Below are 13211 nucleotides of genomic sequence, written 5' to 3'. Positions count from 1 at the left end.
ACCATAGCGAGTCGGTCCCACCCCTTCCCATCCCGAACAGGACCGTGAAACGACTCCACGCCGATGATAGTGCGGATTCCCGTGTGAAAGTAGGTAATCGTCAGGCTCCCCAGCATGTCCAGAAACCCCGCCCCAAAAGGCGGGGTTTTTGCGTTTACGGTGCGGGAAAGCGGGCGCAAAAGACGCCGGCAAAAAGCGGGTGCAAAACGAGGCTTCGCCTCCAGCCGCGCCATCACGACTGCGATGGCATGCTCACGCCAGGACTTCGTCCGGGCGTCTATCCGTCACAATGGCCGGAGCTGAACGTCGTCGCCGCGCGACCTTGCCCAATCAAAGAACATTGCCGCTATCTGGCGGGCCATTGATGCCATCACACATGGCCCGCCGCTTCGCTATCCGCTTCGCTGCCTCGCGCAGGCGCGCTCTGCTCTTCCTTTTCAAATCTGCGTCAGTGAGCAGCAACGTCTCCGTCACCCGTGACGACATCTCCCACAGGCGCCGCGCCATCGGCAGCAGACATCTGGCCGACTTCCGCAAGTAGCGCCTCGTCGCGTGCAATCACGTTCGGCAGATGCGTACGTAAGAATTCAACCCACGTCCGCGTCTTCGCATCGATGAACTTGCGTGACGGATACAGCGCATAAACGTTCGTCTTCTGCAGCGTATATTCAGGCAACACGCGGACTAAGGTCCCGTCACGCAACCCGGCGATCGCTGAGTAAAGCGGCACCATACCAATGCCCATTCCCTCGCGAATCGCGACGATCAGGGATTCGGCGATATTCACGTGCACGGGTCCGTTCACTTGCATCATCTCGCTGCCGTTGGGGCCGTCGAGTACCCATTCGTGGGGCGGAAATGCCGGCGTGTGCAGGATCAGACACTCGTGATGCGCCAGGTCGCAGGGCCGTTGCGGCGCGCCATGGGCGAGCACGTAAGCAGGCGATGCGCACAGGATGCTGAAAGTTGTACCAAGCGGGAGCGACACGAGTTCGGAATTCGGCAGAGTCGAGGCGCTGATCACAGCGACATCGGCGCTGCCTTCGAACAGATCGGGCATGCGCTGCGACAACGTCAGCTCGACGGTCACTTCAGGATAAAGCGCGCGATAGCGCGAGATGGCCGGCAGCACGTAGTGCTGGCCGATACTGGCAAAGCTGTGCATGCGCAACGCGCCGGTCGGGCGTTCGTGCGCGCAACTTGCTTCTTCTTCCGCCGTATCGACATCTGCAAGGATCTGCTGAGAGCGCTTCAGGTAACGCTCGCCCGCCGTGGTGAGCGCGAGTCGCCGCGTCGACCGGTTCAGCAAGCGCGTACGCAGATGAGCTTCGAGTTCCGAGACGGCGCGGGACATCGCGCCAGTCGTCGAATTGAGCGACAGCGCGGCGGCGGTAAAACTACCGGCTTCGACCACGCGCACGAACACTCGCATATTTTGTAACGTATCCATCGATCCTTCTATTTCACGGCAGAAACCGTATTGTCCGCCTGTCCCGCAAGCGCATTGTTGTTCGTTCTGGAAGGGACGTTCCGCGCCCGTCCTATTAATGCGCGCGGCGCATGCCCCTACAATCGGCGCCTTGCCTGCCGGTGTGCGCAGCGTTCACCGGTGCTTCTTTCAGCGACAAACCGGGACGCGTTGCTTTCTCATGAAACGCCAACATGCGATCAAACCGACGGCGGATTCCCGCCGGCAGTGGAGCGTCATGTTGTCAACGCTTAGTCCGGCCGTCCGCGACTGGGCGAACAGCGACGGTCTGATCTGGCTGCATCTGCTGAAAACGGTCACCGCGGGTCTGCTGGCGCTGGGTATGGCCATGTTGCTGGATCTCCAGCAGCCGCGAATCGCCATGACCACGGTGTTCGTACTGATGCAGCCGTTCAGCGGCATGGTGCTCGCCAAGAGTTTCTACCGGATTCTCGGCACCGCGGTGGGTACGGTCGCGGCCCTCGCGCTCGGCGCGCTGTTCGTCCAGCAGCCCGAGTTGTACATGCTCGGCATGATCGGCTGGGTGAGCGCCTGTATCGCAGCAGCAGTCCGGTATCGGCATTTCAGATGGTACGGTTTTGTGCTGGCAGGTTATACCGCCGCGCTGATCGGCATTCCGAATGTCACGGCGCCTCACGACCTGTTTCTGGCGGGGCTCACACGCGCCGCGGAGGTGGCGGTCGGCATCGTGTGTTCGAGCGCGGTGAGCGCACTGATCGTGCCGCAGCGCTCCAGCCTTGCCTTGCGGCGCGCGCTCCACCTTCGATATACAAATTTTACTGCGTTCGCTGCTGACGTGCTGGGTCGTGGAATCGAGCGCGGCCAGTTCGAACGGCGCTTTGCGGACCTCGTCGACGAGATCGTCGGCTTTGAAGCGACGCGAACATTTGCTGCCTTCGAAGACCCGGCCATGCGTTCACGCAGTCAGCATCTCGGCCGTCTAAACGGCGAATTCATGGACGCGTGCGCGCGGCTTCATGCGCTGCACCAGTTGCTCAAACGTCTGCGCGTGAATGGCCCGAGCCGGATGGTCGACGCCATCAGGCCGTACTTCCGCGAGCTATCGGCACTGCTGGCGTCCCCCCGGGACGCGAACGCCGATGCATCGCGCGTCGCCGCCGGTTTGCGGCTCTTTCAGGCGAGTTTGCCTCGACGCGTGCGCGAAACGAAACGGACGCTGGAAGCTGCGCCGGCCGAATCGCTAGCGGACTTCGATACGGCAGCGGAACTGCTCTATCGATTTGTCGACGAATGGATCCGTTACTCCGAGACTTACGCGTCTTTGGCGCGGCGCAAACCCGGAGCCGGGCAACGCACCGCCGGCCGCTACGTTAGCAAGACGAACGGTTTTGTGGTCGCGTTTACCTTTGCCAGATCGGCGGTGGTCATGGCGATTGCCGGCTGGTTCTGGATCGCCACCGACTGGCCGAGTGGCGGTCTGGCGGTGATCGGCGCAGCGTTGGTCTGTGCGTTGACGTCGACCGCGCTGAACGCGTCGAAAATGGCCGTGCAGATGGCAGTTGGCGCCGTGCTGGCAACCATGACCGGCTACCTTTTCACGTGCTACGTGTATCCGAACATCGATGGGTTTCCGCTGCTTTGCGCGATGCTCGCCCCGGTGCTCGCACTCGGCGCCTTCATCGCATCGCGTAAGCTCGCGGCAGGGTATGGCATCGGTTTTTCGGTGTTCTTCTGCCTGCTCGCCGGACCGGACAACGTCGTCACGTATGCGCCCGATCTGCTGATCAACAACGGCATCGCGATCACGGCGTCGCTCCTGCTCGCGGCGATCGTTTTCGCGGTGGTCTTTCCCGCGGATATGCCGTGGCTCACCCAGAGAATCAAAGGTGATTTGCGCGCGCAAGTCGTGTCCGCGTGCAAGGACGAACTGCCTGGGCTCAATCAGCGCTTTCAGTCGAGTACACACGATCTGACCTCGCAGTTGCGCATGCTGCTGACGCGGCGCTCCCGACGCCGTCGTGATGCCTTGCGCTGGATGCTCGTCACCCTCGAAGTAGGGCACGCCGTGATCGATCTTCGCAATGAAGCGTCACGTGCCGGCTACGCGCAAGCGCTTCATTCGCGCTGGAGCAGTAGCCTCGCGCAGACTTGCGACGACCTCGCGCGGCTTTTCGAGCGGACTGACGCGCGTGGGCTCGAGCGAGCGCTCGTATCCGTGCGCTCGGCTACGTGGGTCGCGCAGGACGTCTTGGAAACCGTTCATGCCGACCGCGACAAGCGGCACGACCTGCAGCGCATCCTGAGTTGCCTGCACTTCATCCGCACCGCGTTGCTCGACAAAGACGCGCCTTTCAATGCACGTTAGACCCACGCGCGTTGGATCGGGCGTGCGCCCCGATCCTTCTGCCAGATGGAAAGATCACTTCCGTCCAGCCCCGTTTATCTGCGTAGGTGGCGGTCATATAGTTTCATCACTGCCACGCAGTCTCCCAAGAGGACTTCCTACTGGCCGTAATCGTAAGTACTGGAGAACGAAATGAATGTGTTGAAGATTGCCCTGATTGCTTGCTCTTTGTCCGCTGCTGTCGCTCATGCACAAACGGCGCCGGTCGCCCCGGAACAACAGGTCGCGCAAGCGACTGCACCGCGCGCGAACAGCATCGCCGAGCAAAGCCGTGTCGCTGCACCGAAGGTCAGAGCTGAAGAGTGCGTCGGGCCGGTGAGTTTCTGCAATCTCTACTTCGGCAGCTAATCAGGGCCACGCGCAATACCCGCAGTACCCTGTCACGAGCGTTTTGCACGCGACGAAACGCCTGGCCGCGACGCCGTCCCATTGAGACGCCGCGGCTGGTGCGACAATCTGGCTACTGAGCGAAGCACACCGCAGACGTGCGCACCGGTAGACTGGACTAGTGACTATGGAGAGACTCAGCTTCATGTACCAAGACCGGATTCGTTGCTCCGCGCTGCGCGGAAAGATCACTTCAGCCGCCGAGGCGGCGCTTCTGATTCAGGACGGCATGTGCGTCGGCGCCAGCGGCTTTACGCGCGCGGGCGACGCCAAAGCTGTCCCTGTCGCACTCGCCGAGCGGGTCCGTCAGGAAGGCAAGCCGCTGCAAATTACGCTGATGACAGGCGCATCGCTCGGTCATGACGTGGATCGCATGCTCACCGAGGCGCATGTGTTGGCGCGCCGCTTGCCGTTCCAGGTCGACAAGACCCTGCGCGATGCGATCAACCGCGGCGAAGTGATGTTTGTCGATCAGCACCTGTCCGAAACGGTCGAGATGCTGCGCGCCAATCAGCTTGGCAAACTCGACGTCGCCATTATCGAAGCTACCGCAATCACCGAAACCGGCGGCATTGTGCCGACCACTTCAGTCGGCAACTCGGCCAGTTTCGCGATCCTCGCCGACAAGGTCATCGTCGAAATCAATCTTGCGCAGCCGCTCGCCCTCGAGGGACTGCACGACATCTGGATTCCAGGCCGCCGGCCGAATCGCGAACCGCTGCCGATCGTGCATCCGCAAGACCGTGTTGGCACACAGGCCATCGAGATCCCGCTCGACAAAATCGCGGCGATCGTGATCACCGATAAGGCGGACAGCCCGTCCACGGTGCTGCCCGCGGATGCGGAAACAGAGTTGATCGCCGGTCATCTGATAGCGTTTTTTCAGCACGAAGTGTCGCGCGGGCGCATGCCGCGCCAACTGCCGCCGTTGCAGGCGGGCATCGGCACGATTGCCAATGCAGTGCTGGCGGGCTTTGTCGATTCGCCTTTCGACGCCTTCGAAATTTACTCAGAAGTGCTGCAGGATTCGACCTTCGATCTGATGGACGCCGGCAAGGTGACATTCGCCTCGGGTGCGTCGATCACGCTGTCGGCCGCACGTCAGGCGCAGGTGTTCTGCGAACTCGAGCGCTATCGCGATCGCCTGGTGTTGCGTCCGCAGGAGGTTAGCAACCATCCTGAAGTGATTCGCCGGCTCGGTCTGATTGCGTTGAATACCGCATTGGAGTTCGACATTTACGGCAATGTGAATTCGACGCACGTAGGCGGCACGCACATGATGAACGGCATTGGCGGCTCGGGCGATTTCGCGCGCAACGCGTCATGCGCGATCTTTGCGACGAAGTCGATGGCGAAGGGTGGCCGCATTTCGAGTGTCGTGCCGATGGTCCCGCACTGCGATCACAACGAACACGATGTGGACGTAGTCGTGACGGAGCAGGGCTTGGCCGATCTGCGCGGACTGGCGTCGCGAGAACGCGCTACGCTGATTATCGAGAACTGCGCGCATCCGCTGTATCGCGATCTGCTTCGCGACTACTATCGGGACGCCTTGCAATGGGGTGGGCAAACGCCGCATCAGTTGGACCAGGCTTTCGCCTGGCATACGCGGCTGCGTGACACCGGCTCGATGTTGCCGGTAGTCTAGGCGCCTCTCTAAACGCCAGGTAAAACCGGCGTCAGGTGGCTTTCGCCCCCCGACGCCGTAAGACATCAGGTGCTACGCTCAGGTGCCGCGCCGGACGAGCCGGATAAGAAACAGCAGAATGACGGCGCCGATCACAGCGGTAATGATCGAACCGAACCAGCCGCCGCCGAGCGAAATGTGCAGCACACCGGCAAGCCAGCCGCCGATGAACGCGCCGACAATCCCGACGATGATGTCGACGATCAGGCCAAAGCCGCCGCCCTTGACGAGCACGCCAGCCAGCCAGCCGGCGATTGCGCCGATGATGAGCCATGCAATGATGCCGTGTTCCATATTCGAGACTCCATGGTTGAGTGTGAAAAAATCACGGTGACAGAGCTTAGTCGAAGGTTATGGGACAGTCCATATTCAGGACGCGGAATTAACATTGTCTGAATCTATTGCAAGCTAAGTGTAGACGATGCGCGTGAATATGGGGAGCTTACGCCAGGTGACTCACTCCGGCGTCGGCTCCGCATCTTTGGCCGTCCAGCTCACGCTCGATACGCTCTTTTCCATGCTGATACGGCTCGCCATCTGTTCAAGCTTCGGCTGATCTTTCGGATGCAGCTTCAATGTCGCCGTAACGCGAATGCGTCCCGTATCGTCTTCGACGTCTTCGCTCGTCAGGCTCTGGAACGACAGCGGTGTCGAATACATTGAGTTGGATACCGCGGTACGAATGTGAATTTCATCGGCCTCCCGGCAAACGATCGTCAGCACATACTCGCGCACGAGGTCGGCGTCCGAAACGGGCGCGGCGTTAATGGCCCGGCTTACTTCTCGCAGCACCGTATTAGTCAGCAGCACGACTGCGGTGCCGGCAAGGGCCGGGCCGTAGTGCCCCGCACCGCACAATACGCCGACCGCCGCCGAGCACCACAAGGTCGCGGCGGTGTTGATCCCCTGAATGGAGCCCTTGTCGCGCATGATCACGCCGCCGCCGAGAAAGCCGACGCCCGATACGACATAGGCGGCAATCTGCGTGATGCCGGCCGTCCCGTTGCCGGTCAGCACGCCGAGCGTGACGAACAGGCACGCGCCGCTGGCGACCAGCGTGATGGTGCGCAGGCCGGCGTTGCGTTGGCGCATCTGCCGTTCGAGGCCGATCGCGACGCCGCAGCTGAAGGCGGCAAGGAGCCGCAAGACGAATTCAATTGTCATCGGTAAGAAAGGTTGAGGCGCGTGTTCGCACAGTGTGAACCTTACGCGTGACAGCATCACGTATCCGCAGGTGGAACGCGAACGCGATCAGGCGTGACAAGGCATGCGAGCCGGGGCTCGCGACGCAAAAGTCATGGAGCATGCGCAAGGCATCGGGCCATGCGGCGCTTCATTTGCAGCAAGAGGGTAAAAGCGACGTGCACCGTCGGGCCCGAAGGCAAGACGGCGACAGGTAAAGGCTGGCGCGGAAATCTTGCGGATCAGGCGATCGGGCGGATCGAAGCTCGACTGGTACGACTGCTACTGTCCAAGATCGTGATTCCGGTTAAATGAACTGGGCGAATTTTAGGCAGCTCTGCAAAGTTAAGTCAAGCCGGGATGAAGCGGGGCGGCGGAAGGTGCTTTCGGCTGCTTCGGAATTTTCCGCGACAAGTTCGGAATTTTCCTTGCATAAATATGGAGTCCGAATATTGACGGTGTCCATCCCGGAAAACACACTGTTTGCACACTTCGAAACACGTCGTGCGGTTTGGCGCTCAATCCACGTTTCATTTCTCACGGTTTCGCCCAGAAATTTTTCGGTTGTCCTTGCCCTATGCCAGGCGCAACCGATCCGCACGGCTTCGTCTCTTTTCCGCTGTTCACCCAATTGAGGAATGTATGAAAGATAAGGCTCTTGGCATGATTGCCGGTGCATTGATTGCTGCGGCTCCCCTCGTGTCGTTCGCCGCCGGTTTGCCCGCGCCGTTTGAAGGCAGCAGCACGCTGCAGGCAGATGGTGTCGTGAAGGCGGTCGACCAGGCTAAACATTCGGTGACCTTGCTCGACGCACAGGGCGGCGAAGCTTCATTTACTGTTACCGATACGAGCAACCTCGCGCAGATCAAGCAAGGTGGCAAGGTCCACATCCGCATGATGCGCAATGCCATGATCAGCGTGACGCGTGGTGCCGACGGCCAGGGCGCGGCTGCTCAACCGGTACCGCAGAACACGGTACAGCACGTGAGCGCCGAAGTTCAGGCCATCGACCACGCGTCCGGCATCATGGCCCTGAAGGGCCCGAATGGCGCGGTGTTTCATATCCAGGGCCGCGAGCCGGCAAAGGTCGCAGGCGTGACGCCGGGTATGCAAGTGTCGGTGGCGTACGCACCGCAGGTCAGCGTGGCCGTGGCGCCCGCGCAGTAACTCAAATTAGCTGAAGCGGCGCGTCAGCGCCGGAGCGCGGATGTCCCTGGCGGACGTCCGCGTTTTTTTCGCGCAATCCAATATAACTTCGGTGCGCCGATACCTGGTGCATGGCTCGATGCTTCAGTCAGGCTCGCCGGGCACGAGGCGCAGTCGCGTGATCTCCGAGGGAGCGCCCAGGCGCTTCGGCGGTCCCCAATAGCCGGTGCCGCGACTCGTGTAAACCCACAGGCCGTTCAGCCGAGCGAGACCGGCCGTGAACGGCTGCTGGAGACGCACAAAGAAATTCCACGGGAAGAACTGGCCGCCGTGGGTGTGACCGGATAGCTGCAGCGTGAAACCTGCTGCTGCGGCCGCTTCGGCAGAACGCGGCTGGTGCGCGAGCAGTACCTTGATCAGTACGTCGCCAGGCGCGCCGGCGAGGGCCGCAACCGGGTCGCTGCGATGCAATGGGTCGTGATGGCCTGCGGAGTAATCGGTGACCCCGGCGATCACGGCGCGCGCGCCGTCGTGTTCCACGATCACATGCTCGTTGAGCAGAACGTTCAACCCCAGGCGCCGGAATTCGTCGATCCACGCGTTCGCACCGGCGTAATACTCGTGATTGCCGGTCACGAGGAACGCGCCGTGACGCGCACTGAGCCGCGACAGCGGCTGCGTGTGCCTGGTCAGTTGCGGCACGCTGCCGTCCACCACATCGCCGGTGACGGCAATCAGATCCGGCTTGAGACGATTCACCGCGTCGACGATCGCATCCACATAACGGCCTTTGATGGTTGGGCCGACGTGGATATCGCTGATCTGGACGATCGTGAAGCCGTTGAGCGCTGCCGGCAAATCGTCGATCGGCACCTCGATCGTCACCACCTTGGCGCGGCGCCGTGCGTTGAACAGGCCAACGAGCGTCGAGAGCAGCGCAAGCAACGGTACCGCTGCCGCCGAGCCGATGCGCCAGTGCGCGATGGCAATCGTGTTCGGCCAGATTGCATCGACGGTCAGCAGCGAGGCGAGCGCGAGATCACGCGCGAACGTCAGAACCAGCAGCGACGAGAAGAAGCCCATCGCCAGCAGGCCGATCCACGCGAGGCGGTCGCTGAGCGGCTGCTGTTTGATGGTGCGCGCCAGCATGCCGAGCGGTATCAGAAAGATCGACAGCACCAGCCACAACGCGCACAGCCACCGGCCAGTGGCACTAACCGGCATATCGGGAATCAGACGAAAGCCGACATAGATATGCAGCAGGATGCCAATCAGGATGAAGCGAACAAGAAACGATGAGCGGCGCATAGAGAGGATAGAGGCGGGAAGGGGCCGGCACGAGCGGAGCAACGGCGGCGGCTCGCCAACCGCAATCATCAAATAGCGGACGAGCCGGATCATTCTACCGAGATGTGAACCCCCTTGCCGGCGACGCCTGATTCGCTTCCAGGGGCGGCCGAATACGTTCGTGTTTGACGCGGCAAGCGGATACCGCAATGCAGCAATTCCCATCGCCGCATGCCGGCGTCTGAACTGCTGCGGCACGCTAATTAAATGGGCTTTGAATTGTGTTTCGCGTGCACTATTCTCAAATAGAACCGGCTCGTCTCAGGGCCATCGCGGCCCAGCGGCGGTTCGTTTGGTGGTCGGTTGAGGGCGAGGCAGGAGGCGCATCATGAAACTGCTTGGATCGGGCAATCACGTACGCCACGGACTTCATGGGCATCACGTCGGGCGAGAGGGCAGCCATGTCATGCTGCCGCTCGTGGGCATATCGTTGATGGCGATCGCCTTGTACTTCGGCGTGCGCGACATCGACTTCTCCGAGTTGGGCAAAAGCGCTCTATTCGACGTGGTGATGGTATGCGTTGCGCTCGGCATCGCAGGGCTGTTCGGCGTCGTCGGCGCGTGGTTGCGTTCCAATGGCGACGACGCCAATGAAGGCTTTTGCTTTATCGGTGCGGTGATCGGCGCGGTGGTCTTCTACGTAGCGCTCTTCAGTTAAACGCACCGGCGGCAAAAGGCCTGTCAGACGATCCGGGCGGCTTCGTCGAAGGAAAAGCGCGGGCTGCGCGGGAACAGCTTCGACGGATCGCCGTAGCCCAGATTGATCAGGAAGTTCGACTTCACGGTCGTGCCGGCGAAGAACGCCTCGTCGACCTTGGCGGCGTCGAAGCCCGACATCGCACCCGTGTCCAGACCGAGCGCGCGAGCCGCGAGAATCAGATAGCCGCCTTGCAGCGTCGAATTGCGAAAGGCCGTATCCGCGATCGCCTTGTCGTTGCCGGCGAACCAGCTGCGCGCGTCGGCATGCGGAAACAGTTTCGGCAGATGCTCGTAAAACGCCATGTCCATGCCGACGATCACCGTGACCGGCGCCGCCATCGTTTTCTCGAGATTGCCGGGCGACAAGGCCGGACGCAGCTTCTCTTTGCCTTTGGGCGTTTTCACGTAGACGAAGCGACCGGGGCTCGAATTGGCCGAGGTCGGGCCGAGCAGCACGAGCTCGGTGAGTTGCTTGAGTACGGCGTCGTCGACCGGTTTGGCCTGCCAGCCGTTATGGGTGCGCGCTTCGCGAAACAGCTGATCGAGCGCCTGATCGGAAAGAATCATGGTGGTAGTCCGTTGAAGTAGCAGAGTGAGAAAAGTGGATGACAGCGGCGGATCACAGCGGCGGATCACAGCGGCGGATGACAGCGGTGGATGACAGCGCAAGCACCTGGCGTGATCGGCATCGTCGTTGCCGCCATAATAGCCAAGGTTCTCACTCGCGCGCGTATCGCGTGCGCAATCGCATTCAGGCAATCTCATGGCGGACCTTTTCAATGACCTTCCCGTGCCGGACGTGGACTGGTATCCCGAGTGGCTCGCGCCCGAGGCCGCGGCGCACGCTTTAACGCAACTCATCGACGAAGTGGCATGGCGTCAGGACATGATCGGCACGCCTGCCGGCCGTGTGCCGCTGCCGCGGTTGACGGCCTGGCAGGGCGAGCCGGACGCGGTCTACGTCTATTCCGGAATTCGCAACGTGCCGCAACCGTGGACGCCAACCGTCGCCGAACTGCGGGCCGCCGCAGAGGCCGCTTGCCACGCGCGCTTTAACAGCGTGTTGATCAACCGCTATCGCAGCGGCACCGACAGCATGGGGTGGCACGCAGACCGCGAGCCGGAGCTCGGCGCCCAGCCGGTGATTGCGTCGATCAGCCTGGGCGTCGCGCGCACTTTCGACTTGCGGCACAACAAGACCGGCGTCATGCAGTCGTATTTACTCAAGGGCGGCAGCTTGCTGGTCATGAAGGGCGACACGCAGGCCGACTGGCGGCATCGCGTGCCGAAAGAGCCGCGCGTGGCCGGCGAGCGAATCAATCTGACGTTCCGTTGGGTGACGCCGCGCGCGGCATAGCGCTAGCTTGTGGGCCAGCCGTTGGCCGTTTAGTCCTTGGCCCGAAATTCGAAATCCCCACACCTGCTCACCGCCTGCCCGAACCTGAAACCGGGTACTTAAGCGCATAAAAAAAGCCTCTCCAACGCCGCGCTCCCGCACCGCCCATGCCCGAGCGAGTTCGCAGCATCGCCCGCGTCCAGGCCATCGCCGACACCGCCCGCTATACCAAAATTGGTATCGCCCACGCGAATCATATGATTGGACGGTTAACGCCCCAGACACTACGCTACATCACGATCCACGCACCGTGAGGGCCGCAAACGCTGGGCGGGTTCGATGGATCGCCTACACAACAACGATCAGGAGACAGTCATGGCGAATACACGACGCGCCGCATGTCGTGCGTTGGGCGCGCTCGCGCTTTGCTCGAGCATCGGCGCGCTGATGCTGACAACGCCGGGCGCTTACGCGCAGGACAAACAGATCACGCTCGGTTTCGCGCAGGTCGGCGCCGAAAGCGCATGGCGAACCGCCAATACCGAGTCGGTGAAGTCCGCGGCGGCGGACGCGAAGATCAAGCTCAAATTCTCCGACGCCCAGCAAAAGCAGGAAAACCAGATCAAGGCGATCCGCTCCTACATTGCGCAGAAAGTCGATGTGATCGCGTTTTCTCCGGTCGTCGAATCCGGCTGGGAGCCGGTGCTGCGCGAAGCTAAAGCCGCAAACATTCCGGTGATCCTGACCGACCGCAACATCGACGTGAAGGACACGTCTTTGTACGTGACGATGATTGGCTCGGATTTCATGGAAGAGGGCCGGCGCGGTGGCCATTGGCTCGAAGATCACTATAAAAACGACCCAGGTCCTATCAACATCGCCGAACTTCAGGGAACGGTCGGCTCCGCGCCTGCCAACGACCGGCATGCCGGTCTGATCGAAGTGATCAAGAGCGATCCCAAATTCAAGATCATCGCGTCGCAAAGCGGCGACTTCACCCTTGCCGGTGGCAAGCAGGTGATGGAAGCATTTATAAAAACTTATGGAAATAAAATAAATGTAGTTTATGCGCATAACGACGATATGGCGCTTGGCGCCATCCAGGCGATGGAAGAGGCCGGCATGCATCCGGGCAAGGACATCACCGTCGTCTCGTTCGATGCGACCAAGGGCGGCTTCCAGGCGATGGTCGCGGGCAAGATGAACGTCGACGTGGAGTGCAGTCCGCTGCTGGGGCCGCAACTGATGTCGGCAGTCAAGGACGTGGTGGCCGGCAAGCCGCTGCCCAAGCGCATCCTGACGCAAGAGACCGTCTTCCCGATGAGCGTCGCGGCGCAGACTCTGCCGACACGCAAGTACTGAGGCTGCCGTATTGGGGCGGAGTGGCGTGGTTGGTTGATTAGCTATCCATACGATAGACACAGGACGCAAACGAAGTACGGACAGATCGCAGGAGTTTCTCCAGTGGTGCCTGACCGCCTGGCTGCTTCGGCAGCGGGCGGTCTCTTTTCCGCTGAATCGGGTTGCGCCCAACTTGGTCCACCCGAACTCACCCGACCAACGCACCGCCGAT

At 61.4% G+C, this 13211-nt stretch carries 12 protein-coding genes and 1 rRNA gene; 8 read left to right on the top strand and 5 right to left on the bottom strand.

Going from position 1 to position 13211, the window contains the following annotated elements:
* Positions 1 to 106 (top strand): 5S ribosomal RNA (gene rrf / locus GNZ12_RS32735); the annotation flags it as partial.
* 342 nt (positions 107 to 448) lie between these two features.
* On the opposite strand, the gene GNZ12_RS32730 is transcribed toward rrf, so the two are convergent.
* Positions 449 to 1450, bottom strand: coding sequence for a LysR family transcriptional regulator (locus GNZ12_RS32730; protein ID WP_172316175.1), 1002 nt, complete (start codon positions 1448 to 1450; stop codon positions 449 to 451).
* A gap of 199 nt (positions 1451 to 1649) precedes the next feature.
* Here GNZ12_RS32730 and GNZ12_RS32725 point away from each other — a divergent pair, with 199 nt between their 5' ends.
* The 3 genes from GNZ12_RS32725 (at position 1650) to GNZ12_RS32715 (ending at position 5889) form a co-directional block, all read left to right on the top strand.
* A complete protein-coding gene (locus tag GNZ12_RS32725) occupies positions 1650 to 3815 on the top strand; it encodes an FUSC family protein (RefSeq protein WP_172316174.1) in 2166 nt (721 codons plus the stop codon).
* A gap of 171 nt (positions 3816 to 3986) precedes the next feature.
* Positions 3987 to 4202 carry a hypothetical protein gene (locus GNZ12_RS32720; protein WP_172316173.1) on the top strand — a complete coding sequence of 72 codons (216 nt, stop codon included), beginning with the start codon at positions 3987 to 3989 and terminating at the stop codon, positions 4200 to 4202.
* Positions 4203 to 4386: 184 nt separating this feature from the next.
* Entirely contained in the window at positions 4387 to 5889 is a 1503-nt protein-coding gene (locus GNZ12_RS32715) for an acetyl-CoA hydrolase/transferase family protein (protein WP_172316172.1), read from the top strand.
* A 78-nt stretch (positions 5890 to 5967) separates the two neighbouring features.
* On the opposite strand, the gene GNZ12_RS32710 is transcribed toward GNZ12_RS32715, so the two are convergent.
* Together GNZ12_RS32710 and GNZ12_RS32705 are read right to left on the bottom strand one after the other, a co-directional pair.
* Complete coding sequence (locus GNZ12_RS32710; protein ID WP_172316171.1) at positions 5968 to 6222, bottom strand: GlsB/YeaQ/YmgE family stress response membrane protein; 255 nt, start codon at positions 6220 to 6222, stop codon at positions 5968 to 5970.
* A gap of 162 nt (positions 6223 to 6384) precedes the next feature.
* Complete coding sequence (locus GNZ12_RS32705; protein ID WP_172316170.1) at positions 6385 to 7092, bottom strand: MgtC/SapB family protein; 708 nt, start codon at positions 7090 to 7092, stop codon at positions 6385 to 6387.
* Between the two features lie 660 nt (positions 7093 to 7752).
* Here GNZ12_RS32705 and GNZ12_RS32700 point away from each other — a divergent pair.
* Positions 7753 to 8277: a hypothetical protein gene (locus GNZ12_RS32700; protein ID WP_172316169.1), complete on the top strand. Its 525-nt coding sequence runs from the start codon at positions 7753 to 7755 to the stop codon at positions 8275 to 8277.
* 123 nt (positions 8278 to 8400) lie between these two features.
* Here GNZ12_RS32700 and GNZ12_RS32695 read toward each other — a convergent pair whose 3' ends face one another.
* On the bottom strand, positions 8401 to 9564 hold the full coding sequence (locus GNZ12_RS32695) for a metallophosphoesterase (protein ID WP_172316168.1): 1164 nt from the start codon (positions 9562 to 9564) through the stop codon (positions 8401 to 8403).
* 367 nt (positions 9565 to 9931) lie between these two features.
* On the opposite strand from GNZ12_RS32695, the gene GNZ12_RS32690 reads away from it, so the two are divergent.
* Positions 9932 to 10261 carry a hypothetical protein gene (locus GNZ12_RS32690; RefSeq protein WP_172316167.1) on the top strand — a complete coding sequence of 110 codons (330 nt, stop codon included), beginning with the start codon at positions 9932 to 9934 and terminating at the stop codon, positions 10259 to 10261.
* Between the two features lie 23 nt (positions 10262 to 10284).
* On the opposite strand, the gene GNZ12_RS32685 is transcribed toward GNZ12_RS32690, so the two are convergent.
* Positions 10285 to 10869 (bottom strand): malonic semialdehyde reductase, encoded by a 585-nt coding sequence (locus tag GNZ12_RS32685; RefSeq protein ID WP_172316166.1) that lies wholly within the window; start codon positions 10867 to 10869, stop codon positions 10285 to 10287.
* Between the two features lie 196 nt (positions 10870 to 11065).
* Between GNZ12_RS32685 and GNZ12_RS32680 the strand changes: the two genes are divergently transcribed.
* Both GNZ12_RS32680 and GNZ12_RS32675 read left to right on the top strand, forming a co-directional pair.
* A complete protein-coding gene (locus GNZ12_RS32680) occupies positions 11066 to 11659 on the top strand; it encodes an alpha-ketoglutarate-dependent dioxygenase AlkB family protein (protein ID WP_172316165.1) in 594 nt (197 codons plus the stop codon).
* A gap of 354 nt (positions 11660 to 12013) precedes the next feature.
* Entirely contained in the window at positions 12014 to 13000 is a 987-nt protein-coding gene (locus GNZ12_RS32675; RefSeq protein ID WP_172316164.1) for an ABC transporter substrate-binding protein, read from the top strand.
* Positions 13001 to 13211 lie beyond the last annotated feature (211 nt).

Source organism: Paraburkholderia solitsugae (assembly GCF_013177695.1).
Taxonomy (GTDB): domain Bacteria; phylum Pseudomonadota; class Gammaproteobacteria; order Burkholderiales; family Burkholderiaceae; genus Paraburkholderia; species Paraburkholderia solitsugae.
The sequence above is the reverse complement of the archived record's forward strand: the minus strand, read 5'-3'. Positions and strand labels throughout refer to the sequence as shown.